Genomic DNA, 26,970 nt, shown 5'->3' with positions numbered 1-26,970 from the left:
TTGAAAAAAGCGACTCTGTCCATCATCGCCTTCTCTTTTCTGTTATTGCAAGCATGTTCATTGACGCCTCCGGATTGGGCCAAGCCGGCGGGGAAAAAGAACTTGGCCGATGTTAAAATCGGATTGTCCGTGTCCACGCTAAACAACCCATTTTTTGTGTCCCTCAAAAACGGAGTCCAACAAGAGGCCCGTGCGAAGGGAATAGAAGTGATTGTGGTTGATGCTCAGAATGACACATCCAAACAAATCAACGATGTGGAAGACTTGTTACAACAGGGAATCGACGCGTTGCTCGTCAACCCGACGGACTCGTCGGCGATCTCGACAGCGGTGCAATCGGCCAACAATCTTGGGGTGCCGGTGGTGACGCTTGACCGTTCTGCGGAAAAAGGAACGGTGGCCACTTTTGTCGCTTCTGACAATGTCAAAGGTGGAAAAATGGCTGCCGAATATATTGTCCAGCAGTTGGGTAAGGGCGCGAAAGTGGCCGAATTGGAAGGGGTGCCGGGAGCTTCGGCGACACGGGAGCGCGGAAGCGGGTTTCATCAGGTTGCCGATGCCTCGCTCAATGTGGTGGCTAAGCAATCCGCAAACTTTGATCGCACTAAAGGATTGACGGTCATGGAAAACATCCTGCAAGGAAATCCCGACATCCAAGCGGTGTTCGCCCATAATGATGAAATGGCGTTGGGGGCGATCGAAGCGATCGAAAGCGCTGGAAAAGAGATTTTGGTGGTCGGGTTTGATGGCAATGAGGATGCCCTTAACGCTGTGAAAGCGGGTAAGCTTGCCGCTACCGTGGCACAGCAACCGGAAGCGATTGGCAAAGCAGGCGTGAAAGCAGCGGCGGACGCCTTGCAGAAAAAGAAAACGGCCGCAAAAATACCAGTGCCCTTAAAACTGGTGACAAAGGAATAAGCGTTGACAGCCTCCGTTTGAAAATGGGGGCTGTCTTTTTAATACTAGAGCCCATTTTTGACGTTTGCATGGAGTAAAAATCAAAAAAAACTTGATTGACAGCGCTTTCAAAGGGTAAAATGTGCGCAATATTACAATTAGGTTGGATTGATGGAGGAACGTGACGGGATGGGTAGTGAACCATTTGTGTTGGTGCGTTTAGACACATTGCCGGAAGCGATGCAGAAGACATTAGAAGTGAAGCGAATGCTGTCGGCGGGCGAAGTAGGCAATGTGCAGGAAGCGGTCAAACGAGTAGGGTTGAGCCGCAGTTCATTTTATAAATACAAGGATCATGTATTCCCCTTCAACGCCATGGTGAAAGAAAAAATCATCACGTTGTCGCTCACTTTGGCCGATATGGCAGGGGTTTTATCAAGCGTGCTTGTTTTTTTAGCGCAGGCTCGCGCCAATATCCTGACGATTCATCAAACCATTCCTCTGCAAGGGGAAGCCAATGTGTCGATGTCCATTGACACTTCGCAAGTGGAAGCCTTTGAAGAAGTGCTTGCCGGGTTGCGTGAATTAAGCGGTGTGCGACGGGCGCTCGTAGTCGGCACGGGGGAAAAAGACGAAGGGATGAAAGTGTGATGAATAACAAAGTGGCTTATTTGGGTCCGGTCGGTACGTTTACGCATGCCGCCGCCAGCTCGCTCTTCGAAGGGCACCCGGTGCAGTTGGAACCGTATCTCACGATTGTCGACACCTTGCAGGCTGTGGCGGAAAAAAAAGCGGACGTGGCCGTGGTGCCGATCGAAAACGCGTTAGAAGGCTCCGTCCACATGACGTTGGATCATCTTGTGCATCAAGTCGATTTGCCGATATGGCGAGAGCTGATCTACCCTATTTCCCACTGTTTGTTGGCGCACCCAAATCAAGCCGCGACGAAACTGTCTGAATTTACGCATGTTTTGTCTCATCCTCAAGCGATTGCCCAATGCTATCACACGGTGCGCAAGTTGATCCCTGGCGTGACATTTGTTCATACTGACAGTACCGCCTTGGCCGCGGCCAAAGTTGGAGAGCAAGCTGATGAAAAATGGTTGGCGATTGGTACGACACAAGCAGCGGAATGCCATCAACTGCAAGTTCGTCAAGCAGATGTGCAGGATCAGCCCAACAATTTCACCCGGTTCTGGGCGGTGGGGCGGCCCGCGTTTGCGACTGAGGATGCGGACGGCAAACACAAAACCTGTTTGCAGGTCACTTTGCCGGCGGATTATCCCGGGGCGTTATACCAAGTTTTGGCCGCCTTTTCTTGGCGCAAGATCAACTTATGCCGCATTGAATCGCGTCCAACCAAGACGGGGTTGGGGAATTATTTTTTTCTAATCGAAGCTGAGTTGCCGATCCGGCATGTGTTGTTGCAGGGAGCGATTGAGGAAGTTACCGCCCTCGGTTGCAAAGTGCGGGTGTTGGGGTCGTTTCCTTATCATTACTATCGAGAACGCCAAACGGCCCTGCGAAATTAAGCGCCCCGCGGAAGCTGGTATGTTCCATGTACGGCACACCCATCCAGCGGTGGAGAATCGCTTCACCAATTAAAAAGGCTACTGGCACAGATTGATTGCCAGTAGCCTTCTGCACCTGGGGGCAGGTGCTTTTTTATTGCCGAAGTTGCCGTTAGCCGCGCATTTAGTTAGAGAGAGACAACATTATGCCAGTACATCCCGCTTGGAAAACGTCACGAAGGCGATGATGAGGGAAACAACCGACCACGCAGTTAAGACGGCCAATGAAAACGGAAGTGTGACATTGTCCAACATGAGCGGTTGCCCTTCCAGATATTCGGTCAAACTGAGATGCGTGAATGCCAAATACTTCAGTGCGCTCCAGTTGGGGGCAAACTGTGACAAAATACTGCCAGAGATGACCGCCGCCAACATGATCCCCATGCTGGAGGCGGTGTTTTTCACCAGTACGGACACCATAAATGAGATGGTGGCCACCGTGATGCAGGAAAACCAAGCCAAGCCATAAGCCATCAAAATATATTTCCATTGCGGGATCAGTTGCACATGATCCACATTGAGGTGCTCCCCTTGTTGGTTGAAGCCGATCATGACTTGGAGCGACCAGCCGTCATAACCGAAGATGATGCCGGAGAGCAGATAACCAAACACAATTGTCAAGATCAGCATGAATGACACGCTGAAGAGCAAGGTGATGTATTTGCTGAGCAAAATCTTCCAGCGCGCCACCGGACGGGTGAGCAGGAGCTTGATCGTGCCGCCAGCATGCTCTGAGGAGACGATATCCGCCGCTAGAATCACGACCAGCAAAGGGAAAAACAATGAGACGGCGTCTTCAGCGAACTTGCGGACAAAAGTGGGAGCCCCAGGTGCGGCGGGATTGATGTCGTGATCAAGATAATATTGGTTTTGTTGGATGCTGAGCTTGATGTAGCTTTTCCATTCTTCTGGAACGCGTGCCGAGGCTAATCGGTTTTGTTGATCGACGATTTGCTGTTGCAAGATAGCGCGCCAATTGGAAGTGCCCAATTGTTTGATTGCGTTTTCGGTAGTTCGATATTGCGCATAAGTGAAGATGGGGATCAATACCAATAAGATAAGGGCGATAACCCACAGCCGTTTCTTGCGGATCATTTTAACCATTTCGTTATAAATGAGTTTCGTCATGGGCGGGACCTCCTGTCAGCTCAAGGAAAATGTCTTCGAGTGTCGGGTGGTGTGCGCGTATTCCTGAGACTTGGATATCCCCGCCGGCGAGATGGGCGTTAGCTTCGGCGATCTTGTCCCGCGGCATTTGCGCGATGACTTTGGATGGCTCACGCAGTTCAACCCGAGAGACATAAGGGAGTTGTCCCAACCGATCCCGGCCGTCTGTCGCCGGTTTCAGATCCCATTCCACTAGGGTTTCTTGTTGCATCAAGTCTTGGACGGCTGCCGTCTGGACGATCGTGCCTTGATTGATGATAGCCACCCGGTCACACATCAGTTGGACTTCATGCAGGATATGGCTGGAGATGAACACGCTGATGCCTTTTTCCTTGGCGAGGCGGCGGATGAAGTTACGCAATTCGCGAATGCCCGCTGGATCAAGCCCATTGGTTGGCTCGTCCAAAATGAGCAACTTTGGGTTGCCCAACAGCGCTTGTGCAATGCCCAAACGCTGTCTCATGCCCAAGGAATAGGTTTTGACCAGATCATCGATGCGGGGGGTCAATTCAACCAAGTCTACGACTTCATCAATGCGCTCAGAAGGGATGTCAGGAAGCATGCGAGCGAATTGCTCCAGATTTTCCCGCCCGGAAAGGTAGAGATAAAGTTCAGGATTTTCCACGATGCAACCAACATGGCGTATGGCGTTCATAAAGTCCGCGCTGAGCGAGTGTCCGCAGATGCGAACCGTGCCTGAAGTCGGTTTGATCAAACCGACGAGCATGCGGATTGTCGTGGTTTTACCCGCACCGTTCGGGCCGAGGAAACCGAAGATCTCCCCTTCTTTGACGTCAAAGGAAATGTGGTGGACAATGTCGCGTTTGCCGATTTTTTTGCCCAAGTCTTCAACAGAGAGTACGATGTTATGATTCGTTTTCATTGGCTGTTTTTCCCCTCTCCTGGCTGATCGGATATGATCTGTAGCAGGCGGTCTGCCATCCTCTGGTATCCATCTCCGTTTGGATGGAAGTGGTCCCTGTACAAATACTGTCCAGGTGACAGTTGGAACAAATCAAATGTTGGAATGACGACAACGCCATTGAAAGATTGGGCGATCTGGGTGATGGACTCGTTCCACTTGAGCACATGCTCGTTGGCGCCTTGGATGTTTACGTCGCCAAAAGGGTTGTACAATCCGAATAAAAAAACAGTCGCATGCGGATTAGCATCCTTCACGTCGCTCAGGATGGCTCGCAGATTCCGCTCGTAACGAATTCGGGCCTGCTCGATTTGCTTTGGGTTAAGTTGTTGCAGACGGTCGGTGCTTCGAAACAGATCGTTTCCACCAATTGTCATAACCACCCATCGGGCTTGTTGGATCAACCGCTTGGTGCGGGTCTTTTTCACTTGCTCGGCCAATTGGGTTGAAGTCTGGCCGCTGACGCTTAAGTTGATGGCGCTGAGTCGATTATGTTTTGCATGCAGTTTTTGTTTGACTAAGCCGAAATAGCCTTGTCCGTTGCTGTCCCCGATGCCCCTAGTCAGCGAGTCGCCCAATCCTAGCAACATGCTGTCAGTGGCTGGCGGAGCGTCTGTTTGTACCGCTAGTTGGCCGGTTATATTGCTCTTGCTGGGGCGAATCAAAGCATCCACTGCCATCGTGAATCCGGCGCCGAGCAAGACAAAAGAACACACGGCCAGGGCATATAGAAAGAGTTGATAGAATTTTTTTCTATTGCGCATAGGTGTGCCTCTCTTCCACCACGGTTTTGCTTTTTATTTTAAATTGAATCAGAGTCAAAAAAAATGGCAGGAAACCGAATGTTTCAATGGTTGTTAAGCAAGATCGCGTCGATTGGCGCATAGGTTAAAATTAACAAACCATAGATAAGGGGGTTGTTTCATGAAAATCCATATTGCCCGCGCGGGCGATACGTTATGGCAACTAGCCCAAAAGTATAACATCCCAATCGAACGGATACGTGAAGCCAATCCGGCGTTAGCGGATACGGATGAACTGAAAGCGGGCGAAAAAATACGCATTCCCACAGGCAAAGTGCCGGTGGTTTCGACGCAACAAAGCAAAACATGGGAAGAAGCCGCTTCCCCCAGCTTGGAGGAGGGAGAGACGGTTGTTGAACAGGAGCGGGAAGAAACGGGTGCGCCTTTTGCCGCTCTGCCGACACCCCCCCAAGTGCCCGACATACAGCAGCCGGAATTGTTTCAATGGGGGTCTTCATCGCCCTGGGATTCCTCGTTTTTCGAAGGGGAATGGGAAGAAGGGCCGCCGGGATATTATCCCCCGCCGATGTCGCCTTATCCCGCTTTTGTTTATGGGCACTGGCCTGCGTTTCCGCCTGCCCCCTATTATCCGACAGCATATCCTTCGCCCTACCCGGTAGCTTATCCTTCAACGTATCAACCGGCATATCCGGTCTTTTATCCACCGGCACATGAGGCACACATGCCCGTAGAGGCGCCGCTTGCTTCGGCCGCTTACCCGATGATTCAAGAGGAAACGGAAGTGGGTGGAGGCGGAAGCGTGGGGAGCGATGATGCTTACGACCCATCCTCGACGAATTCGCCGCTTTCCCATTATCCTGAACTGGGCAAACCGGCCTACCAAGCTTGGTATCAACCGCAGGCGGCGCAAGTGCATCCGGCCAAATTAAAAGAAAGTTCTTCTACACTAGCTTGAAGAGAAAGGAAAGGAGCGATGAAACAACCCCACCGATCCCTTGTGGAAACCGTCCTACATAGCAACGTACACCAGATGAAGCCTTACCGCAAAAATTGGTGTATCGAAACGGATCATCAGAAGTGGATCGCCAAACATGTGCATCCGACTTGGCTCAGGTGGTGGGTTCAAGTAGATTACGAGTTGCGCCTGAGGGGGTTCACTTCGATGCAACCCATCCGCTCAGATGGCGGAGAATGGTTGTTCATGCCGTTTATTGAAGGAAAGACGGGCCGGTACTCCATTAGAGAAGATGTCGAGAAAATGGTTGAGACATTGGCGATTTTCCATCGTTTGGGTCGGAGATTGATGACGCCGCCGATAGATGAGGCGGCCTTTCTCTTGTCCGAACGGATTGCCGATCGCTTAAATCAATTTTACCGCGTGCTCCAAAAGGTGGAGCAATTGGAAGCGCCCCTGCGCGAGCTTCTATTGGCGCACGGCCGGGATTTTTATCTGGATGGTTTGGCGGCTTGGGAGCGATTGCGGCAACTCCCTCTAACCCGCTTTTCATTGAAAGAGCGCCGCTTGCACGCCCTAAGCCATCGCGATTTGGCCAGCCACAATTGGATGGTTGATAAAGCGGGGCGCGTCTGGCTGATTGATTTTGAGACAGCGTCGTATGATGCCCAGATTGGTGATGTGTGGCAAATGGTTTCACGCATCTTGGTAGAGAATGAATGGTCGGAAGAATGGTTGCGCATGTTTTTAGTTCAGTATGAAAAAGAGCGCCTCCTGTCTTCGTTTGAAAAAAAAGTCCTGTCCGTGTTGCTCGCTTTCCCCAATGAATTCATGAGGGAAGCGATCGGTTTGGCAGAGCAAAAACGAGGGTACCGGTTGAAATATTCCCTGCCGTACTTGCATAAAATAGCGGAATGCCGAAGCAAATGGAAATCACAATCGAAACAACTATTCTATTGGTAGATGGAAAAGCTTATGGTATGATGTAGATTGATTTTATATAGCCTTGTTTTTGCCTGAGGAGGCCAAAGCATGAGAATAGGACTTGCACAGATCAAACCACGCTTGGGGCGAGTGGATATTAATTTGGAATTGCACGAGGAAATGATCCACCGGGCCCGAGAGGAGCAGGTGGATCTTTTGATCTTCCCTGAGCTGAGTGTGACGGGGTACAATCTGATGGATTTGACCTACGAAATGGCTAGGGATCCTTTCAGCCCCGACATTCAGCAATTGATTCAGGCAGCGGGTGAGATGGATCTCGTGTTCGGCTTTGTGGAACACAGCCCTGAGCACATTTTGTACAACTCCGCTGCATACGTCACCCAACAAAGCCTTCATTACCTGTATCGGAAGGTGTATTTGCCTACATATGGAATGTTTGATGAGGCCCGTTATTTCGGACGGGGTCAAATGATCCGTAGCATTCCAACCCGCTTCGGTCAAGTGGGCATCCAAATCTGCGAAGATGCTTGGCACCCTTCCACCGCTTATCTGTTGGCCCAAGACGGGGCGCAAATCCTGATCGTCCCCTCCAATTCGCCTGCGCGCCAACCACACGGCGAGAGCTTGGGTTCACAAGAAGCTTGGCACGCCATCTTGCAAGCCCAAGCGATGGCGCATGGATGTTACGTATTGTTCGCTAACCGTGTGGGGACGGAAGACGGGGTGACCTTCTTTGGGGGTTCTGCTGTCGTGGACCCGTTCGGGAAAGTGGAAAAGAGCGCTTCCCTGTTTGAAGAGGAGCTGCTCATCGCTGACCTCGATTTGGACAAAGTGCGGAAAGCGCGTTTCCAAATGCCGATGTTGCGCGATGAAGACGTAGACATCAGCTTGCGGGAATTGACCCGTATCAAACGCAAACGGAGCGGGGAGGGAACATGGTTATGAAAATGGTGGCTGATATGCTAGAACAAGCGCCTTTCCTGCGCTTGAATGAAGAGTTAACCACCGAGTTGCTCACGACCGCCCTTCGCGAAGAGGTGACCAAAGCCGGTTTCAGCAAAGTAGTTTTGGGCTTGTCCGGCGGCATCGATTCGGCCTTGTCCCTCTACTTGAGCGTGCGCGCCTTTGGCCCGGAGAATGTGATTGCTGTCAGAATGCCTTATAAGACAAGCAGTCCGAGCAGTTTGGAAGACGCTGAGGCGGCCATTGCGGCGACCGGGGTGGAGGCGCTCACGATCGACATCACGCCGCAGATCGATGCGTACTTTGACATGATGCCGGATGCGACACCGCTACGTCGGGGTAATAAAATGGCACGCGAGCGGATGACGATTCTTTATGATTTGTCGGCCCATTACAACGCCTTGGTCATTGGTACGAGCAACCGGACGGAATTGTTGTTGGGATATGGCACACAATTTGGCGATGCCGCTTCCGCCGTCAACCCGATCGGGGACTTGTACAAGACGCAGGTGCGCCAGTTGGCGGTCTATTTGGGAGTGCCGGAGCAGATCATCGCCAAGCCACCAAGCGCCGACTTGTGGGAAGAGCAAACCGATGAAGGAGAGTTGGGCTTTACTTACCTGGATGTGGATTGTTTGCTTCACTATATGGTGGATCAACGTTACACGTTGGACCAATTGCGGGCCCAAGGATTTGAGGATGAATTCATCGCTAAAGTAAGCAAACGGATCATTCAAAACCAGTACAAGCGCACCATGCCCGTGATCTTAAAGGTGGGCAACCGGACGGTGGGTGTCGATTTCCGGTATTTGCGCGACTGGGGTCTATAAACAAAGTTGGGAGAGTGAAGCTGATGGCAGGACACTCTAAGTGGAAAAACATCCAGCACCGCAAGGGTCGGCAAGATGCCTTGCGGGGCAAGATGTTTGCCAAATTGGCACGGGAAATTTATGTGGCTGCCCGTATGGGTGACAAAGATCCGGCCAACAATCATCAGTTGCGTTTAGCCATTGCCAAAGCACGCGCGCAAAACATGCCGAATGACAATATTGAGCGCGCGATCAAAAAAGCGGCCGGAGGCGGAGATGGTAAAGATTATGAAGCCATCACATATGAAGGATACGGGCCAAGCGGAACAGCGATCATGGTTGAGACCTTGACGGACAACCGCAACCGCACCGCCGCCGACATTCGGCACATTTTCTCCAAACGCGGGGGAAACATGGGGGAAAGCGGATGTGTGTCATGGATGTTTGAACGTAAAGGTTACTTGGTGATCGATCGCGAAGCTGTGTCGATGGATGAAGAAGAATGCATGTTGATCGCGTTGGAATACGGGGCCGATGATGTGGAAGCCACGGACAAAACGTTTGAAATCACCACTTCGCCCGACGCATTTGAAGATGTGAAGAAGGGGCTGGAGGAAGCCGGAGCGGTTTTCACCACCGCGGAAGTGACCTTTGTGCCTTCTAACAAAGTGCATCTGGCAGGAGATGCAGCGAAAGCAGTGTTTCAGTTGGTCGATGCGCTGGAAGAGCACGATGATGTGCAAAACGTGTACGCCAATATCGATGTAGATGAAGAAGAATTGGCTGGTTTCGCAGAATGACAATGCATCGACAAGCCCAGGAGCTTGCCATCCTGGGTTTATTTGTATATGTAATGAAGCACAGAGGGAATAGATTGAATAATCGATATTTTCTCTTTACAAAATGGGGTGATCCGGATGGACATAGGACAGGCATATTTAGCTGTCGCACTGGATAATTTCCTCGACATCAAGCGGATGGGTGAGCGGGTTTTGGCTCAATTGAATGACGAAGAGATCAATGTGATTCCAGCCGATGAATCGAACAGCATTGCGATCATCGTCAAACATTTGGTCGGCAACATGCGATCTCGGTGGTCCGACTTTTTGACTACGGACGGGGAGAAGCCCACACGGAACAGAGAGGCCGAATTTGAAGGAGGTTATCCGACACTGGCTGCAATGAAAGAAGAGTGGAAACAAGGCTGGCAGATAGTCTTGGATACGGTTGAGTCTTTAACGCCCGACGATTTGTTGAAGACAGTGACCATCCGAGGGCAGAAACATACGGTGATACAAGCCATACAGAGGCAAGTGGTTCATTATTCTGGCCATATTGGGCAGATGGTTTACATCGGAAAATGGCTCAAACGAGATCGCTGGCAGAGTTTGTCGATTCCGCGCGGACAATCCCAGACGTATTTGGAAGAAATGTTGAGGCAGGCGGAAAAAGAAACCGATTCGGTCAGACCGCTGGACAAACTGGATAGAGAGTAAATGCGATTTTTCGATTTAACATCCTATGCTATGCATGAGAAAAGGCGACGCCCCTTTCTCTTCATCAGGGAAAGAGGCGTCGCCTTTATTCGCCGTGGGAAGCCAGATCACGCCGCAACCGCATTCGTTGCCACCAGCGTGTGACTATACCGTGGCGTGGAGACAGAAACAAAGCGAGGATGAAAAAGACACCTGCCATCACTGTCATGGCCCCAGCAACCGAAGCGTCCAAGGCGCCGGCCAAGAAGTAACCGGTGACCGCACTGAGACAACCAGTCAGAACGCTGTATAGCAACATCCGACTTAATCGGTCGGTCAGGAGATAGGCAGTTGCCGCTGGAACGATCAGCATAGCGACGACCAGAATGGCCCCTACGCTTTCAAACGAAGCGACGGTGGTCACCGATACCAATCCCATCAGCAGGTAGTGGAAAAAGGCGACGGGAATGCCGAGGGCCACCGCCATGGCGGGGTCAAAGGCGCTTAGCTTCAGTTGTTTATAAAAAAGCAGGATGGCCAGTGCGTTTAGCACGAGGGTTGTTCCTACAATCCATACCGCTTTGGGCCCCCAGTCCAAACCGTTCCAGATGATGGTGTCCCAAGGGACATAGATGATCTCACCATACAAAACGCAATCCAAATCCAAGTCGACTTGTCTTGCAAACAGTGAAACCAAAATGATTCCGACCGAGAACAGGGAGGTGAAAGTGACGCTAATGGCTGCGTCGGCTTGCACTCCCGATTTGCGCAACGACTCGATCAGCAAGGTTGTAACCAATCCGAATGCGGCCGCCCCCAAAAGCATAGGAAACGAATGGCGGTCGCCGGTGACGAGAAACGCGACGACGATCCCCGGTAGAACCGCGTGGCTGATGGCGTCCCCGACCATCGCCATTTTCCGCAAAATCAGGAAGCATCCAAGCAGAGCGCAACTGGAGGCTACCAACATACCGGTGAGGATGATCCATAGCTCGTTCATAAGAATCCCCCCTGTTCAGATGGAGCGAGATGATCTGGCAGATATCGAGGCGCATGCTGGTGCCTGTGCAACAATCCGAGCAAAGTACGCCGCAATTGCGCGGGGAACTCTTCTTTGCGCCCGACTTCTTGCAAGGGAACCGGGCTGTCGATGGAGGTTTCGTACATGGCCCACACTTCCATCAACCGTTGGAACAACGTGGTGTTGTAAGCTTCTTTCCAACCGGTTTCGCTAAATGTGAGCTCCCCATCCTGCCTGCATAGCCAGCCTTTGCGCACCAAGTTGTCCAGCTGTTTGGGGGACAACTTGGCTTCAAGCAAGATGGCTGGTAACTCCGACTCGGGAATCGCGGGTTGTTGATTCCGCTCCATCCAGGCGTATAAGGCGGTCAAAGCCGCTTCTTCGGCCAACTTCGTTTTCAGACGGGCTGCACGCCAGCCTTTAGCGATCAGACCACGCCGGGGTGCGCATAACATCGACAGGAAAAACAGCGCAGTGGACGACAGCACAATGATCGGACCAGTGGACAATTGCGTGCCAAACGTGCTGATCCAAGAGCCGAGCAAACCTGAGAGTCCGCCAAAACATGCGGCGATGACAACCATCTGCCCAAGCCTTTCCGTCCAATAACGGGCGGCGGCGGCCGGGGTGATCAGGAGCGCGGCCATCAAGATCACGCCCGCCGCTTGCAAGCCGATGACCACCGTGGTGACTAACAGTAACATGAACAGGAATTCCAAAGGGCGCAAAGGAAAACCGATGCTTTTGGCAAAGGCCGGATCGAACGAAAGAAGTTTCAGTTCCTTGAAAAACAGCGCGCAAAGAGTGATTAATAAAAGTGATATGATGCCCAACCACAACAAGTCCGACTGGATGATCGCCGCGGCTTGCCCGAATAAAAATTTGTCCAGACCGCTTTGGTTTCCGTTAGGGCTGTGTTGGATTTGCGTGAGTAACACAATGCCCAACCCGAAGAAGACAGACAAAGTGAGTCCCAAGGCGGTATCTTCTTTGATGCGCGAGTGTGCCGTGATGAAGTTGATCGCAAATGATGCGACCAGACCGGTGAGCAGCGCACCGATTAAAAACGCAAACATATTTTTCGTGCCTGTGACCATAAATGCCAAACAGATGCCCGGCAACGCGGCGTGAGAAAGAACATCCCCCATCAACCCCCGTTTTCGCAAAAAGGCGAAACTGCCGATGATGCCGCTGGTCAGGCCTAACACGCTGGTGCCCGCGACAACCCATAATGCATTTGGTTCGAACATGATTTCACCCCATCATTGTCAAATCAAACTGTCTAGGCAATATAGCGAGCCGTCCGCCGTAAGTTTTTTGCAGGTTTTCCACGGTGAATGTCTCTTTGGTGGGTCCCGCCGCGATTAGCCGCATGTTAAGAAGGATGACTGAATCAAAGTAATCGGTGACCGTTTGCAGGTCATGATGCACGACAAACACGGTTTTGTTATGGGCTCTCAGTTCCTGCAACACCTGGATGATTGCTTTTTCCGTAGCAGCATCCACGCCTGCGAATGGTTCATCCATAAAGTAGATGGTTGCGTCTTGGGCGAGCGCCCGTGCCAGAAATACCCGTTGTTGCTGTCCGCCCGACAGTTGGCTAATTTGCCGTTTGGCAAAGTCGGCCATCCCCACTTTATCAAGGCAAGCCATGGCGATGTCGCGGTCTGGTTTTCCAGGGCGTTTAAACCATCCCAACTTCCCGTATCTTCCCATCATCACCACATCAAGAACGTCGGTCGGGAAATCCCAGTCGACGGATTCGCGTTGGGGAACATAGCCGATCAGTTGCTGAGTGGCTCGATAGGGCTGCCCGTAGATGTGGACTGTGCCGCCGGTGAGAGGTAATAAGCCCAATACGGCTTTTATGAAGGTGGATTTTCCTGCGCCGTTAGGACCGATGATCCCAATCAGCTCCCCTTCAGGCGAAGCATAAGTGATCTCTCTTAACACCGGTTTTTTATGGTATGCGACGGATAAACGCTCCACAGACACGGGTGCCGCATGTTTTTGTTTCATTGTCGTTCACCCCATTTACATTTATTTTAATGCTTCCGTAATGACATCAACATTGTGCCGCACCATGCCGATATAGGTTCCAGCTGGCGTTCCGGTTTCGCCCATCGCATCCGAAAACAGCTGTCCCCCGATGCGCACGTGATGCCCCCGTTGCCGGGCACCTTGCACAACCGCTTCGATGGAGCGCTTCGGCACGCTTGATTCCACGAATACCGCTTTGATTTTGCGCGAAGTGAGCAAGTCTACCAAGCCGGAAACATCGGCAATGCCATATTCAGCCGTGGTGTTGATTCCTTGCAAGCCCACCACTTCCATGTCGTAGGCGCGGCCAAAATAGCCAAATGCGTCATGCGCAGTAACCAGCACGCGTTGTCTTTTGGGGATGGAGCCGATTTGCTGGCGAGCGTATTCATCCAATTGTTCCAGCTTTGCCAAATACTGCTGAGTTTGGCGCTCGTAATCTTGTCGGTGCTGGGGATCGATTTGGCTCAACGTCTGTTTGACCCGGTTGGTTGCTTCCATCCACAGTTGGACATCAAACCAGATGTGGGGGTCTAATTGATCTTTTTCAGCAGTGAGCAGTTTGCTTTTGGGAAGATGGTCGGAAACAGCCACCACGGATTTTGTTTTTCCGATTTTCCTTAGTATTTCTCCCATTTTCCCTTCCAAATGGAGTCCGTTATAAAAAATCAGATCCGCGTCATCCAGTTTCTGAAGATCGCCTTGGGATGCTTTAAACAAATGTGGATCTACTCCGGGACCCATGAGGCTTGTGACTTGGACGTGCTTGCCTCCCACGTTTTTCACGATGTCGGCGATCATACCGGTGGTCGTGGTTACGCGGAGAGGATAGTGCGTCTCTTTTTTATTTGCCGGTTGGCAAGCGCTTATGAACAATAACGGCAAAATAAAGAGAACAATCAAACTCGCGCGAATCCGGTTCATAATGGTCTCCTCCCGAGAACGATTTCCAATGTTTTCATCAATCTTTGTCCATATGCATAGATTATGCACGAATGCATATAAGTTGGTTTAGTGCAAAACTCGGATTAATTATATTCTAGTTAAAGTCTTTCTATATTGTCAATGAATAAGTTGTTGCTCAAAAAAGAGTTTGCCCTTCAAAAGCAACCACCCTGCACCCTGATGCACTTTTATCGTGCACAAAGGGGCAGGGTGTTCATCATGGAGTTAGGGTGAGTGTGATTGGGTTCACTTGTGGCGATGAAGTAGAGACCGCGGTAATTCGGCCACGATCATGCCAGCCAAGATGCATAAGCAGCCCAGCATCGCGCGCCAGCTTAGTTCGGTGCCAAACCAAATATAATCAGCGAGCGCAGCGAAAACGGGTTCCATGGCGAATATGAGGGCGACGCGGGTGGGGTGGGCCACTTTCTGCACATGGGTTTGCGCGATGAATGCCAAGGTGGTCGCCAACAAGGAAGTGATCAACAATGTCACCAAGACAAGGGGTTTAAAGAGAATGTCCGCGCGCCACACCTCTTTCCAGGGTTCGAACTGGAGCGCAGAGAAGAAGCTTAATAAGGAAACCGCGCTCAACTGAATCGCAACCAAGAGAAGGGGGTTAGCGTGGGGAGAGTATTTGCCGGTGTAGACGATTTGCAAAGCGAAAAAGATGGCGCAGAGAAAAGCGAGTAGATCGCCGGTGTTGATGGAATGGAAATCCGTGAAAGCGAGCAAGTATAGTCCGATGACGGCCATGGTCACACCGATGAGCCCATTCGGCGTAATCGCGGTTTTTAAGATCGGTTTGGCCAAAAAGGGAACCAAGGCGACGGAAATGCCGGTGAGGAACCCAGACTTGCCCGAAGTGGTATAAAACAGACTGAGCGTTTGTAGCGCGTAGCCGGCAAACAAAAAGAAGCCCAATATCGAACCAGCCAGCAAATGGTGTTGCCAATTTATCGAAAATTTCGTGTGATCTGGCCGGAAGGCGAAGATGAGCAACACGGCGGCTGCCAGCGAGAAGCGGAAGGTGAGATACCAAAATGGCGGCAAGGTGTGAATGGTGTCCTGCACGATGACGAAAGTGGCGCCCCAGACGAAGGCAATGAACAACAATATGAAGTCGGTGGACACACGACTCTTCATGACCAACCCTCTTTTCTTCTTGCTAGATAGCGTTTGCCTTTTATCCTACCATTTTTTGCGTGTGGAAGTGATCACTTTCCGGTCGCTTAGGGCGCGGGCGGCTGGCGCCATTGCCCAAATTTCTCAGTTATACAAAAGGTGGGTCAAGGGGACGCTTGTAGAAGAAACAGCAACGGGATAGAATAATATTATAAATCCAATTGGATTAATCGGCATTAGGAAAGGGATGGGGAGTATGACCATTTTGTCTCAACCATGGGTAGAACGGTTACGTTTTTTTCATACGTTTATTAAAACCCCACATCTGGTGGGAAGCGTGGCTCCCAGCTCCCGCTACTTGACCAAGGCGATGATGAGCAAGATTCCGTTTTCTTCTGCATCGACCATCGTGGAATTGGGAGCGGGCACAGGAGTGTTTACCAAGGCGCTAGCTCAATTTGCGCAACCAGGTTCACATGTGATGATTTTTGAGCAAGATGAACCGTTGCGAAAGTCACTGCAAACGCGTTTTCCGCAGTTCCAGATCGAATCGGACGCATTGGAGTTGCTCCGGGTGCTTGAACAGAACAAGTTGGGAAGAAATCAGGTTGACGTGATCGTCTCGGGTCTTCCGTTCGCCTGTTTTTCGCAGGGTTTGAGAGACGCGTTGCTGGAGCAAGTGACGGGCGCGTTGAAACCAGGGGGGATGTTTGTCGCTTTCCAATATTCGTTGCAGATGAAGCGCCAGTTTTCCGAGTGGTTTGCAGAGATGTCCTTGGAGTTCGTACCGATGAATCTGCCCCCAGCATTCGTTTATACTTGCCGAACCGAGAGTGCAGACATTAAAAGTAGTTGTTCCGTACAGAACCCATCCCTTTGCGCTAACATCGATTGATTTGGAGATTTCTGCGTACAGTAGGAGTGAATGGAATGCCAGATCAACGGAAAATGAAATGGGGGATATTGGGATTGTGTGCGGTCTGCCTGATCGGCTGCATACAAAATGATGAGGCGCTCCTCGCGGCGACAAAATATGTGCAAAAAGCCCGGCAGGAACAGAAGACATCCTCTGGAAACGGCCAGCTACCGCGCCAGCCGGTTGAACAGCATCGTTTGAGCGGGGCCAAGGATGTGATGTTGGGCAAACCGCCGATGGCAGCTGATGCAAAGAAGACAGCTATACCAGCACACCCGCGTTTGCGCAAACGAGTAGCATTGACGTTTGACGATGGCCCTGATTTGCAATACACCCCCCAAGTGTTATCTGTCCTAAAGAAAGAACGGGTTCCAGCCACGTTTTTTGTGGTGGGCAAGATGGTTCAAAAGTACCCGAAAGTGGTGCGGCGGATGGTGCGGGAAGGGCATGTGGTAGGAAATCATTCTTACTCTCACCGAGAACTTACCAAGCTCACCATGGCCCAGCTGGATGCTGAGATCAAACTTACTGACGCTTTGATCTACCACGCCATCCACAAAAAACCCCTCTTCTTCCGTCCGCCATTTGGGGTGATTGATGAGAAAATCACTGCCCATCTAACCAAAAAGGGTTACAAAATGATCCCATGGAATGTGGACACACTGGATTGGCAGGAAGGAAACTCTTCCGATGATATCGTCAATAAAGTGAAAAAGGATATTGAAGCGGGCGGCATCGTTTTGCAGCACTCCTTCGGTGGACCGCAAATCGAAAACACGGTTAAAGCGTTGCCCCGGATTATCGCTTACTTGAGAGATAACGGATATGAATTTGTCACCATCGACCAATTGTACGATATCCAAGCATATTCCGAAACAGGTAATCCGTGAGCATACAGGAGTCGGTTCTGCAACTTATGCCGTTTATGTAGCAAATCGTGAAATGGGTTTGTAAATGGAGGACACTGAGGATCATGGAGAAGAAGAAAAGCAGGTCTTGGTATCTGTTCAGGCACATCATTTTGATTATGATTGGCGCCGTTTTGGTTGCCATCGGTTTGGAACTGTTCATGGTGCCCAACAACGTCATCGACGGCGGCATCGTGGGGATATCTATCATTTTATCTTATCTGACAGGGTTGAATCTGGGACTGTTCTTGCTCGTTCTCAACCTGCCTTTCTTTTTATTCGGATATAAGCAGATCGGGAAAACGTTCGCTTTGTCCACATTGTTGGGTGTGTTGACTATGGCGGTCAGCACTTCCTTGTTTCATCATGTGGACAAGGTGACGAATGATCCGCTGTTGGCTGCCGTATTCGGCGGGATCATCGTAGGGATTGGCGTCGGGATTGTCATTCGGTACGGTGGATCGTTAGACGGCACGGAAGTGATGGCCATCTTGCTCACCAAGCAGTCCCCGTTTTCGGTGGGCCAGATTGTGATGTTTTTCAACTTGTTCATTCTGGGTAGCGCTGGCTTTGTGTTTGGTTGGGATCGGGCCATGTACTCGCTGATCGCTTATTATATCGCGTTCAAAATGATTGACATCACCATCGAAGGATTTAATGAAACACGGTCGGTTTGGATTATTAGCGAGAAATCCAGGGCCATCGGAGACGCCCTATTGAGCAGATTGGGGCGAGGGGTTACTTATTTTAATGCTGAAGGCGCTTACACGGGAGAGGATAAGGAAGTGATCTTCTGCGTGGTGACCCGTCTAGAAGAAGCCAAGCTCAAAGAAATCGTTGAAGAGATCGACCACGAAGCCTTTTTGGCCATAGGGCATGTCCATGATGTGCGCGGCGGCCGGTTTAAAAAGAAAGATATTCACTAAGGACGTTCCTATTCGCTATTGCAAAGATCTTTTTCACCCCCTCACCTACTTTAACTTCATTTGCCCGAACCCGTCCTAAGACAAGCTGTGCGCGTTCTTTCGTGCAGGGCTCTTTTTTTTGTCCGGGTATGGTATAATTTGCTGAGAATGAATGTTCGCTTTATGGAGAGGGGCTTCAAACCATGCGAATCATGGGAATTGATCCGGGGATCGCCATCGTCGGGTTTGGTGTGTTGGACCGGAGGGGAAACCATTTGAAGGCGGTTGAATACGGCAGCATCCAAACGGAAGCCGACTTGCCGACCGCAACCAGATTGAAACAGATTTATGACGCGTGCACCAAGCTGTTTCGCGTTTTTCAACCCGACGTGGTCGCGATTGAAAAGTTGTTTTTCAACCGCAATGTGACCACGGCGTTCACGGTAGGGCAAGCGCGTGGAGTGATGATGCTGGCCGCGGAGGAAGCCGGCGTGCCGATCACGGAGTACACGCCGTTGCAAGTAAAAATGGCGGTGGTCGGGTATGGGCAGGCTGAAAAAAAGCAGGTGCAGGAGATGGTGAAAATGCTTCTGAATCTGCCGCGCGCGCCTAAGCCGGACGATGTTGCCGACGCGTTGGCCATCGCCATCTGCGAAGCGCATTCATCGCAATCGATACATAAGATAAGCAAGTGGGGAATGAAATCATGATTGAATTCGTCAAAGGGGAAGTCGTGTACCACGAAGCCGACTATCTGGCGGTTGATGTGCGTGGGCTTGGCCATCAAGTGTTCGTCCCCAATCCGTTTGCGTTTGCTGACGGGGAAGAGGTGATGCTGTACACCCATTTTGTGGTGCGGGAAGACGCGCAGTTGCTTTATGGCTTCAAAACCAAGCGGGAGCGCAACCTGTTCCGCCTGCTGTTGGAAGTGTCCGGCGTCGGGCCGAAAGCGGCCTTGGCCATGTTGACGCATATGTCGCCAGAAGCTTTGGTTCGAGCGATACATATTGAAGACGTCAAAACCTTGACCAAGCTCCCTGGGGTCGGCAAGAAAACGGCGCAACGGTTGGTGCTTGACCTGAAGGACAAGCTGGCCAAACTGGGTTGGGAGCCAGGCCTGGATCTGGCCGCCGAAACCGCATCGTTGCCACCAGTGGTGCCAAACGCGGAGCGCGACGTGATTGATGCCCTGTTAGCCCTTGGCTATAATGAGGAAGAGGCGGAGTGGGCGGTGCGCGAAAGCGGACAAACGATTGACGCGTCCGTGTCCACGGAAGAGTGGATCAAGAAAGCGTTGCAGGCGATGATGAAGCGATGAGGGGGGACGGACGATGGATGACCGCATCATCTCGGCCAAATTGACCAACGAAGACGAAGAAATGGCCGAATTTAGTCTGCGCCCTCGTTTTTTCAGTGAATATATCGGGCAGTCGCGGGTCAAAGAGAATCTTAAAGTCTATATCGAAGCGGCCAAAATGCGGGGCGAGGCGTTGGATCATGTGCTGTTGTACGGGCCGCCTGGATTGGGGAAGACGACGCTCTCCAATATCATCGCCAACGAATTGGGGGTTAGCATACGCACCACTTCGGGGCCGGCGATTGAGCGACCGGGTGACCTTGCAGCCATTTTGACCAATTTGCAACCACATGATCTGTTGTTTATCGACGAAATTCACCGTTTGAACCGGTCAGTGGAGGAAGTGCTTTATCCGGCGATGGAAGATTTCGCGCTCGACATTGTGATTGGGAAGGGACCGAGCGCGCGCTCTGTCCGGTTGGATTTGCCCCCGTTTACGCTGGTGGGGGCGACGACGCGGGCCGGTTCGCTATCTTCGCCGCTCAGGGATCGGTTTGGCGTAATGAGCCGCTTAGAGTATTATACAGTGGAAGAATTGACCTTGATCGTTTCCCGGGCGGCCGATTTGTTGCAGGTGCCGATCCAGGAAGCGGGAGCGGTTGAAATCGCGTCCAGAGCAAGGGGGACGCCGCGGATTGCCAACCGTTTGCTGAAACGGGTGCGCGATTTCGTGCAAGTACGCGGAGAGGGAATCATCACCGAAGCGGGAGCCCGTGACGCATTGGATCGCATCCAAGTGGATAAAATGGGGTTAGATCATGTGGATCATCGGCTGTTGATGACAATCATCGAAAAGTTTCGCGGTGGCCCAGTTGGTCTGGAAACGCTCGCGGCGACGATCGGTGAGGAATCGCACACGATTGAGGACGTGTACGAGCCGTATTTGATGCAAATCGGCTTTTTGCAACGCACCCCGCGCGGGCGGATGGTCACCATGCGCTGTTGCGAACATTTACAAGTGGAGTGGCCTAAATGAATCCTGTGGCGAAAACCTTCATCATCATCGGCGTCATCCTGGTTGTGGTCGGCCTGATATGGCAAGTAGGCGGCAAGTATTTGCCTCTGGGCCGCTTACCCGGGGATGTCGTGGTTGAAAAGGAGCAAGTGAAGATTTATTTTCCGATCATGACTTGCATTCTCATCAGTGTGATTTTGTCGTTGGTTAGTTATCTGATTCGTTTTTTTCGTTAGAGAGCAGTCAGCGGGGGTGGGTGGCGAACCGTTTCAACAGCCACCCGCCTTTTCGTTTCTCCGGAAGCGGTGAGTGATGCCCTAGATGGCCGCCGCTTTTCGGGTGGGTTGGACTTGTCCCGTTATGGGCTTGAACAGACAAGCTACGGGACAAGTGGAAGGTTTGAATTGTTTGAGAGAAGGGATCAAGATGGACGTAGCACAATATCACTTTGAATTGCCGCAAGAATTAATCGCCCAAACCCCGATCAAGGACCGGACGGGCTCCCGCCTCATGGTGGTTGACCGCAAGCGCCAGACGTGGGAGCACACCCGGTTTCCGCATTTGCTTGATTATTTGGAAGCTGGAGACGTGTTGGTGCTGAATGACAGTCGGGTTCGGCCAGCCAGATTGATCGGAGTCAAAGAGGAGACGGGCGCCAAAATCGAACTGCTTTTGCTTAAGCCGCTTGGAGAAGACCGTTGGGAAGCGTTGGTCAAACCGGCCAAGCGAGTAAAAGAAGGAACGGTGGTCTGCTTTGGCGGCGGGCGTTTGCGGGCAGTGGCCGAGGCATCTACTGAGGTGGCGGGCGGCCGTGTGTTTCGCTTGGAATACGAGGTAGACGATGTAGAGTCGCTGTTTCAAGAATTGGGCCAAATGCCTCTGCCTCCTTACATTCATGAGCAATTGGACGATCCGGAGCGTTATCAGACCGTTTTTTCTAGGGTGATTGGCTCGGCGGCGGCGCCCACGGCGGGATTGCATTTCACTCCGGAGTTGCTGGAGCAAGCGAAGCAAAAAGGGGTGAAACTGGCGTTTGTAACCCTTCACGTCGGCTTGGGCACATTTCGGCCGGTGACGGTGGAAAGAGTGGAAGATCATCACATGCATGCTGAGTATTATGAGCTGAGCCAAGAAACAGCTGCCCTCATCAATGAGGCCAAGCGACAAGGGAAGCGGGTGATTGCGGTCGGAACCACTTCTGTGCGCACGCTAGAAACGGTGGCCTCCCGCCACGGCGGAGAGGTGCGGGCCGATAGCGGCTGGACGGATATCTTCATCTATCCCGGTTATGTTTATCAGGTAGTTGACGGCTTGGTCACCAATTTCCACCTGCCGCAGTCTACCCTGCTTATGCTGGTGAGCGCTTTCGCGACAAGGGAATTGATCATGAAGGCTTACGAAGAAGCGGTGAAACAGCGGTACCGATTCTTCAGTTTTGGAGATGCGATGTTGATTATTTGATGTGATCATCTCTATAATGGTTATTAGCGACGCAAATTTGGTAGGAGGAAACATCTTGGCTGTTCGGTATGAACTGATTAAAACATGCAAGCAGTCTGGTGCCCGCTTGGGCCGTTTACATACACCGCACGGGACAATCGAGACGCCGATCTTCATGCCTGTGGGAACGCAAGCCACCGTTAAGACAATGAGCCCGGAAGAATTGAAAGAGATGAACGCGCAAATTATCTTGTCCAACACTTATCATCTCTTTTTGCGTCCGGGGCATGACATTGTCAAAGAAGCGGGTGGCCTTCATTCCTTCATGAATTGGGATCGGCCCATCCTGACCGATAGCGGTGGATTTCAGGTGTTCAGCCTGAGCCAGCTGCGCAACATCACAGAAGAAGGGGTAACATTCCGTTCGCATTTAAGCGGGGAAAAGCTGTTCATCAGCCCGGAAAAGGCGATGGAAATCCAAAACGCGCTCGGAGCGGATATCATCATGGCTTTTGATGAATGTCCGCCACACCCGGCTGAAAAAGCGTATGTTAAAGCTTCCACCGAACGTACATACCGCTGGTTGAAGCGTTGCATCAAAGCACACGCACGACCGCATGACCAGGCGCTGTTTGGGATTGTGCAAGGAGGCATGCATCAAGACCTGCGCGAAGAGAGTGCCAAGCAATTGGTGGAATTGGACTTGCCGGGGTATGCGGTTGGTGGTTTGAGCGTAGGCGAGCCCAAAGAGGTCATGTATGAAGTGTTATCTTATACCACACCACATCTGCCTGAGCACAAACCACGCTACTTGATGGGTGTCGGTTCGCCGGATGCCCTCATCCAAGGGGCGATTTTGGGAATTGACATGTTTGACTGTGTATTGCCGACGCGAATTGCGCGCAACGGAACCACCATGACTAGCCAAGGCCGATTGGTAGTGCGCAACGCCAAATTCGCGCGGGATTACACCCCACTTGATCCGGCATGTGATTGTTACACCTGCCGCAATTACACACGTGCGTACTTGCGCCATCTAATCAAGGCGGATGAAACGTTCGGGTTGCGCTTAACGACCTATCACAACCTGTATTTCCTGCTTAAGCTGATGGAGCAAGTGCGGCAAGCGATTCGCGAAGATCGCCTGCTTGATTTCCGCGATGAGTTCATGATGAAGTATTATGGATCGTTGAATCCAAATGCTGCTTTTTAATTGAACAGGAGGGTAAATCATGGGTCAACAATTAATGGGAATACTCCCTATGCTATTGGTGTTTGTCGCTTTTTATTTCTTTTTGATCCGTCCACAACAAAAACGGCAGAAAGAGCGCAACCAGATGCTGAGCAATCTGAAAAAAGGGGACAAGGTAGTCACCATTGGTGGGTTGCATGGCACCATTGTGGATTTGAGTGAAGAGAAAGTTACGCTGAAAGTGAACGAAAACACCCGCTTGGTGTTTGAGCGTTCGGCTATCAACAGTGTGGCTACTGCTGACGATGCGGCTGCTACCAAATCAGCGGAATAATGGATTCGGGAAACCCTTGGTAACAGGCCAAGGGCTTTTTCTTATGACCAATCTATACAAAACTGATTGGATTTAAATTGTTTTCATCAAACTATTTTGTTAACGTTAGTAAAAGAGGACCTGATCATGAATATCCCCCTATTCAAATACGGGGGAGGTCGCTTCAGCCCTGTGCCATCAGGCATAAAAAACGGAGAATACGGATTAAAAAATTCTTGTTGACAAGGTAGAGAAGACTTCTTATAATCGTTTTTAATAAGTAAGCGACAATCCCATTTAACAAAACATATCATCTGACAAATCCAATTTTTCAACACGATTTGTTTGATTTTTAATCTTAAATCGCTTGGTATTGTCCATACGGATGGGGTTGTTGACAAAGGATGAGTGAAGTTTTATAATGCACATAATAAATTGATAGAAAAGTGGGAATGTTCCTGCTTAAAAACAACATAGTGGGTATTACCTCAGACCAAAAAGCGATGAAGAGGACTAGTAGAAGTGCAGAGTGTGTACAGAGAGCTGTCTCTAGGCTGAAAAGACGGTCACCCTCCCACTTCGAATCTCACCTTGGAGTTGCGCTTTTGAAAAGGGCTCAGTCCCCAAGTAAAAAGCGACGGTTGCCCCCGTTACCGGGCATGAGTCGTTTGGACTCGCCGAGTCCGTTTTCGCGAGAAAGCGGAGAAGCTGAGTGGTACCGCGAAACCCTCGCCTCAGCAATCGAACCGGCCGCACCTGACAGGAATGCGCGCCATTTGATTGTTGAGTCGGGGGTTTTTTCATTTCCTTATTAATAAAACACAAGGGGGAGCTTAACATGCGGGAAAAATGGGTTTACTTGAATGGTGAATTTGTTCCCAAGTCGGAGGCAGTGGTTTCCGTGTTTGACCATGGCTTTTTATACGGGGATGGGATCTTTGAGGGGATTCGCTGTTATTCTGGCAACGTTTTTTGCCTGAAAGAACACATTGTCCGGCTATATGAGTCGGCCAAGTCGATCATGCTCGACATTCCGCTCACACCGGAGGAAATGGAAGCGGTCGTCGTTGAAACGCTTGAAAAGAATGGCCTGCCCGATGCTTATATTCGATTAGTTGTATCTCGCGGTGTGGGTGACCTGGGGTTGGACCCACGCAATTGTAAACAGGCGAGCGTGATTGTCATTGCGGAAAAATTAAGTTTGTTTCCGCAGCGGTATTACGATGAGGGATTGGAAATTGTCACTGTTCCGACTCGTCGCAATGTCCCGGATGCGCTCAACCCCAAAATCAAATCATTGAATTACCTCAACAACGTCTTGGTGCGCCTAGAGGCAGCACGGGCAGGAGTGCATGAAGCGTTGACCCTCAATCAAGATGGATATGTGTGCGAAGGTTCTGGCGATAATATCTTTATTGTGAAAAACGGCAAAATCTGCACACCGCCGACCTATGTTGGCGCGCTGGAAGGGATTACGCGCAATGTGGTGATGGAGTTGTGCGAGACGTTTCAAATTCCTTGTGCGGAGGTTCCGTTTACACGGCACGATGTCTATGTGGCCGATGAAGTTTTCCTGACGGGCACAGCGGCAGAAATGATTCCGGTCGTGAATGTGGACGGTCGCATCATCGGCAGTGGGAAGCCGGGGCCCATTACGGCGAAGTTGACAGAGGCTTTCCGCCAACTTACGGTTCAGCGGGGCACAAAAGTGCCAGGGATGTTTTCGACAAGCGTGTGAACCTGCGGGAAGCATGATTAGAAAAGTTGGCGATGGCGAGGGTGGAGCTTTCAAGATTTAAGGATGCAAAGGAGAGCGAAAAATGGGAAAAATCGAGATTTTTGATACCACGTTGCGGGATGGGGAGCAATCAGCCGGAGTCAATCTGCACGCAGATGAAAAGTTGGAGATCGCTTGCCAATTGGAGCGATTGGGTGTGGATGTGATGGAGGCGGGCTTCCCGGCGTCCTCACGAGGTGATTTCCTATCAGTACAAAGAATCGCCCGTACGATTCGAAAATGTTCTGTCGCCGCCTTGGCACGCTCCACGAAAAATGACATCGATGCGGCCTGGGAGGCGATCAAAGAGGGGGGTAACCCCCGCATCCATGTATTTATCGCAACATCGCCGATCCATATGGAGCATAAGTTGCGGATGACGCCAGAACAAGTAGTGCAAAAGGCGGTCGAGTCAGTCCGATATGCCGCGAACTTCACTAGCAATGTGGAATGGTCGGCTGAAGACGCGACGCGAAGCGATTGGGATTTTCTCGTCGAGATTGTGACAAAAGTGATCGATGCGGGTGCGACAGTGGTCAATCTACCCGATACAGTCGGTTACGCCACGCCGCAAGAATATGCTGGGATGTTCCGCTATTTGCGGGAGCGAGTGCCCAACATCCACCGCGCCAAGCTTTCGGCCCACTGTCATGATGATCTGGGCTTGGCAGTGGCCAACTCCTTGGCATCGATCGAGGGAGGGGCGGAGCAGATCGAGTGCACGATTAATGGCATTGGTGAGCGGGCCGGCAACGCTTCACTCGAAGAAATCGCCATTGCGCTGGCCATTCGCAAACAAGTGTACCAAGCCGAAACAGGGCTGGAACTAAACCAAATAGTACGTACTAGCCGTTTGGTTAGTAAGTACACCGGCTTAGCTGTCCCTCCCAACAAAGCGGTGGTCGGAGCCAATGCGTTTGCGCATGAATCGGGCATTCATCAAGACGGGGTACTAAAAAACAAGCTGACCTATGAGATCATCCGCCCAGAAATGATCGGCCTTTCTTCCAATGCCATCGTGCTCGGTAAGCATTCAGGACGTCACGCGTTCCGAAACAAGTGTGAAGAATTGGGGATTCAATTGGACGATGAACGGTTCCATCTTCTGTTCAAACACTTCAAAGAATTGACGGAAAAGCGCAAAGAGGTTACAGATGAGGATATCATGGCCCTGGCAGCTGATTTGACTGGCAAAGAGAAAGGGGCTGATGCGTACGAACTCGTTTTTCTGCAAGTGCATTATGGCGCGCAAGGCGTATCCACGGCCACGATTGGAATCAAGACGCCAGAAGGGGAGTTCGTCCAAGAAGCGGCTACCGGAAACGGCAGTGTCGAAGCGATTTATCAGACGATCCAGCGCTTGCTTCCCGAGCCGATCGAGCTGATGGACTATCGCATCCAATCGACTACGTCTGGCATCGATTCGCTGGCAGAAGTCTATGTCAAAGTGAAGCACCAAGGCCATGTCGGAACAGGGCGTGGCATCGACAATGACGTGCTCGGCGCTTCGGCCAAAGCGTTGTTGGATGCGATCAACCGCATCATGGTAAAAGTGCGGGCAGGAGCTGTATTAGCGACGAACCATCATTAACAGAAAGGATGTGGGAA

Annotated in this window: 29 protein-coding genes and 1 other annotated feature; of the genes, 21 read left to right on the top strand and 8 right to left on the bottom strand. The window is 51.2% G+C overall.

Annotated elements, in window-relative coordinates; genetic code table 11:
- The 3 genes from rbsB to pheA all read left to right on the top strand — a co-directional run bounded on the left by rbsB (position 1) and on the right by pheA (position 2,429).
- Positions 1 to 918: a ribose ABC transporter substrate-binding protein RbsB gene (gene rbsB, locus CLV36_RS04875; protein WP_102992058.1), complete on the top strand. Its 918-nt coding sequence runs from the start codon at positions 1 to 3 to the stop codon at positions 916 to 918.
- A 168-nt stretch (positions 919 to 1,086) separates the two neighbouring features.
- Positions 1,087 to 1,548: an ACT domain-containing protein gene (locus CLV36_RS04870; protein ID WP_102992059.1), complete on the top strand. Its 462-nt coding sequence runs from the start codon at positions 1,087 to 1,089 to the stop codon at positions 1,546 to 1,548.
- Positions 1,548 to 2,429, top strand: a complete 882-nt coding sequence (gene pheA, locus CLV36_RS04865) for a prephenate dehydratase (RefSeq protein WP_106341927.1) — start codon at positions 1,548 to 1,550, stop codon at positions 2,427 to 2,429. Before CLV36_RS04870 ends, pheA begins: the two co-directional genes overlap by 1 nt.
- A gap of 183 nt (positions 2,430 to 2,612) precedes the next feature.
- Here the strand turns inward: pheA and CLV36_RS04860 are convergent, their stop codons facing one another.
- Genes CLV36_RS04860 through CLV36_RS04850 form a run of 3 tightly spaced genes read right to left on the bottom strand, consistent with a single transcriptional unit; the run spans position 2,613 to position 5,321 of the window.
- Positions 2,613 to 3,596, bottom strand: coding sequence for an ABC transporter permease (locus tag CLV36_RS04860; protein WP_106341926.1), 984 nt, complete (start codon positions 3,594 to 3,596; stop codon positions 2,613 to 2,615).
- Positions 3,577 to 4,518 carry an ABC transporter ATP-binding protein gene (locus CLV36_RS04855; protein ID WP_106341925.1) on the bottom strand — a complete coding sequence of 314 codons (942 nt, stop codon included), beginning with the start codon at positions 4,516 to 4,518 and terminating at the stop codon, positions 3,577 to 3,579. Before CLV36_RS04855 ends, CLV36_RS04860 begins: the two co-directional genes overlap by 20 nt.
- Positions 4,515 to 5,321, bottom strand: a complete 807-nt coding sequence (locus CLV36_RS04850; RefSeq protein WP_106341924.1) for a GDSL-type esterase/lipase family protein — start codon at positions 5,319 to 5,321, stop codon at positions 4,515 to 4,517. The genes CLV36_RS04855 and CLV36_RS04850 overlap by 4 nt, the downstream gene beginning before the upstream one ends.
- A gap of 160 nt (positions 5,322 to 5,481) precedes the next feature.
- Here CLV36_RS04850 and CLV36_RS04845 point away from each other — a divergent pair, with 160 nt between their 5' ends.
- From CLV36_RS04845 to CLV36_RS04820, 6 genes are all read left to right on the top strand, one after another.
- Positions 5,482 to 6,276, top strand: a complete 795-nt coding sequence (locus CLV36_RS04845; protein ID WP_106341923.1) for a LysM peptidoglycan-binding domain-containing protein — start codon at positions 5,482 to 5,484, stop codon at positions 6,274 to 6,276.
- Positions 6,277 to 6,294: 18 nt separating this feature from the next.
- Positions 6,295 to 7,239, top strand: a complete 945-nt coding sequence (locus CLV36_RS04840; protein ID WP_102992065.1) for a phosphotransferase — start codon at positions 6,295 to 6,297, stop codon at positions 7,237 to 7,239.
- Between the two features lie 69 nt (positions 7,240 to 7,308).
- Positions 7,309 to 8,166 carry a nitrilase-related carbon-nitrogen hydrolase gene (locus CLV36_RS04835; RefSeq protein WP_022736072.1) on the top strand — a complete coding sequence of 286 codons (858 nt, stop codon included), beginning with the start codon at positions 7,309 to 7,311 and terminating at the stop codon, positions 8,164 to 8,166.
- Positions 8,163 to 9,014: an NAD+ synthase gene (locus CLV36_RS04830; RefSeq protein WP_228502689.1), complete on the top strand. Its 852-nt coding sequence runs from the start codon at positions 8,163 to 8,165 to the stop codon at positions 9,012 to 9,014. Before CLV36_RS04835 ends, CLV36_RS04830 begins: the two co-directional genes overlap by 4 nt.
- A gap of 23 nt (positions 9,015 to 9,037) precedes the next feature.
- Entirely contained in the window at positions 9,038 to 9,793 is a 756-nt protein-coding gene (locus CLV36_RS04825; protein ID WP_054095438.1) for a YebC/PmpR family DNA-binding transcriptional regulator, read from the top strand.
- A gap of 117 nt (positions 9,794 to 9,910) precedes the next feature.
- Positions 9,911 to 10,489 (top strand): DUF1572 family protein, encoded by a 579-nt coding sequence (locus CLV36_RS04820; RefSeq protein ID WP_106341922.1) that lies wholly within the window; start codon positions 9,911 to 9,913, stop codon positions 10,487 to 10,489.
- Positions 10,490 to 10,574: 85 nt separating this feature from the next.
- Here CLV36_RS04820 and CLV36_RS04815 read toward each other — a convergent pair whose 3' ends face one another.
- From CLV36_RS04815 to CLV36_RS04795, 5 genes are all read right to left on the bottom strand, one after another.
- Positions 10,575 to 11,468, bottom strand: a complete 894-nt coding sequence (locus tag CLV36_RS04815; protein ID WP_106341921.1) for a metal ABC transporter permease — start codon at positions 11,466 to 11,468, stop codon at positions 10,575 to 10,577.
- On the bottom strand, positions 11,465 to 12,739 hold the full coding sequence (locus tag CLV36_RS04810) for a metal ABC transporter permease (protein ID WP_106341920.1): 1,275 nt from the start codon (positions 12,737 to 12,739) through the stop codon (positions 11,465 to 11,467). Before CLV36_RS04810 ends, CLV36_RS04815 begins: the two co-directional genes overlap by 4 nt.
- Positions 12,740 to 12,743: 4 nt before the next feature.
- Positions 12,744 to 13,508 carry a metal ABC transporter ATP-binding protein gene (locus CLV36_RS04805; protein WP_106341919.1) on the bottom strand — a complete coding sequence of 255 codons (765 nt, stop codon included), beginning with the start codon at positions 13,506 to 13,508 and terminating at the stop codon, positions 12,744 to 12,746.
- A gap of 21 nt (positions 13,509 to 13,529) precedes the next feature.
- Positions 13,530 to 14,453, bottom strand: a complete 924-nt coding sequence (locus CLV36_RS04800) for a metal ABC transporter solute-binding protein, Zn/Mn family (protein ID WP_106341918.1) — start codon at positions 14,451 to 14,453, stop codon at positions 13,530 to 13,532.
- Positions 14,454 to 14,720: 267 nt separating this feature from the next.
- Complete coding sequence (locus CLV36_RS04795) at positions 14,721 to 15,620, bottom strand: DMT family transporter (RefSeq protein ID WP_106341917.1); 900 nt, start codon at positions 15,618 to 15,620, stop codon at positions 14,721 to 14,723.
- Positions 15,621 to 15,864: 244 nt separating this feature from the next.
- On the opposite strand from CLV36_RS04795, the gene CLV36_RS04790 reads away from it, so the two are divergent.
- The 12 genes from CLV36_RS04790 to CLV36_RS04735 all read left to right on the top strand — a co-directional run bounded on the left by CLV36_RS04790 (position 15,865) and on the right by CLV36_RS04735 (position 26,953).
- Positions 15,865 to 16,494, top strand: coding sequence for a class I SAM-dependent methyltransferase (locus tag CLV36_RS04790; RefSeq protein ID WP_425436549.1), 630 nt, complete (start codon positions 15,865 to 15,867; stop codon positions 16,492 to 16,494).
- A gap of 35 nt (positions 16,495 to 16,529) precedes the next feature.
- Positions 16,530 to 17,405 carry a polysaccharide deacetylase family protein gene (locus CLV36_RS04785; protein ID WP_106341915.1) on the top strand — a complete coding sequence of 292 codons (876 nt, stop codon included), beginning with the start codon at positions 16,530 to 16,532 and terminating at the stop codon, positions 17,403 to 17,405.
- 83 nt (positions 17,406 to 17,488) lie between these two features.
- Entirely contained in the window at positions 17,489 to 18,349 is an 861-nt protein-coding gene (locus CLV36_RS04780; protein WP_102992075.1) for a YitT family protein, read from the top strand.
- Between the two features lie 182 nt (positions 18,350 to 18,531).
- Positions 18,532 to 19,038, top strand: coding sequence for a crossover junction endodeoxyribonuclease RuvC (gene ruvC, locus CLV36_RS04775; protein WP_106341914.1), 507 nt, complete (start codon positions 18,532 to 18,534; stop codon positions 19,036 to 19,038).
- Complete coding sequence (gene ruvA / locus CLV36_RS04770; protein ID WP_106341913.1) at positions 19,035 to 19,646, top strand: Holliday junction branch migration protein RuvA; 612 nt, start codon at positions 19,035 to 19,037, stop codon at positions 19,644 to 19,646. The genes ruvC and ruvA overlap by 4 nt, the downstream gene beginning before the upstream one ends.
- 13 nt (positions 19,647 to 19,659) lie before the next feature.
- Positions 19,660 to 20,661 carry a Holliday junction branch migration DNA helicase RuvB gene (ruvB, locus tag CLV36_RS04765; RefSeq protein ID WP_102992078.1) on the top strand — a complete coding sequence of 334 codons (1,002 nt, stop codon included), beginning with the start codon at positions 19,660 to 19,662 and terminating at the stop codon, positions 20,659 to 20,661.
- Complete coding sequence (locus tag CLV36_RS04760) at positions 20,658 to 20,876, top strand: DUF2905 domain-containing protein (protein ID WP_102992079.1); 219 nt, start codon at positions 20,658 to 20,660, stop codon at positions 20,874 to 20,876. Before ruvB ends, CLV36_RS04760 begins: the two co-directional genes overlap by 4 nt.
- A 190-nt stretch (positions 20,877 to 21,066) precedes the next feature.
- A complete protein-coding gene (queA, locus tag CLV36_RS04755) occupies positions 21,067 to 22,101 on the top strand; it encodes a tRNA preQ1(34) S-adenosylmethionine ribosyltransferase-isomerase QueA (RefSeq protein ID WP_106342036.1) in 1,035 nt (344 codons plus the stop codon).
- A 55-nt stretch (positions 22,102 to 22,156) separates the two neighbouring features.
- A complete protein-coding gene (gene tgt, locus CLV36_RS04750; RefSeq protein ID WP_022736089.1) occupies positions 22,157 to 23,293 on the top strand; it encodes a tRNA guanosine(34) transglycosylase Tgt in 1,137 nt (378 codons plus the stop codon).
- Positions 23,294 to 23,312: 19 nt separating this feature from the next.
- Complete coding sequence (gene yajC / locus CLV36_RS04745) at positions 23,313 to 23,606, top strand: preprotein translocase subunit YajC (RefSeq protein ID WP_102992081.1); 294 nt, start codon at positions 23,313 to 23,315, stop codon at positions 23,604 to 23,606.
- Positions 23,607 to 24,079: 473 nt separating this feature from the next.
- Positions 24,080 to 24,325, top strand: a binding site (T-box leader).
- A gap of 98 nt (positions 24,326 to 24,423) precedes the next feature.
- On the top strand, positions 24,424 to 25,323 hold the full coding sequence (ilvE, locus tag CLV36_RS04740) for a branched-chain-amino-acid transaminase (protein WP_106341911.1): 900 nt from the start codon (positions 24,424 to 24,426) through the stop codon (positions 25,321 to 25,323).
- Positions 25,324 to 25,405: 82 nt separating this feature from the next.
- The gene (locus CLV36_RS04735) at positions 25,406 to 26,953 is read left to right on the top strand and encodes a 2-isopropylmalate synthase (RefSeq protein ID WP_102992083.1); all 1,548 of its coding nucleotides are present in this window, start codon (positions 25,406 to 25,408) and stop codon (positions 26,951 to 26,953) included.
- Positions 26,954 to 26,970: the final 17 nt, after the last annotated feature.

The sequence above is a fragment of the Laceyella sediminis genome, from assembly GCF_003003125.1.
GTDB classification, from domain to species: Bacteria; Bacillota; Bacilli; order Thermoactinomycetales; family Thermoactinomycetaceae; genus Laceyella; species Laceyella tengchongensis.
Note: the sequence above shows the minus strand (reverse complement) of the source record. Positions and strands in the feature narration are given on the sequence as shown.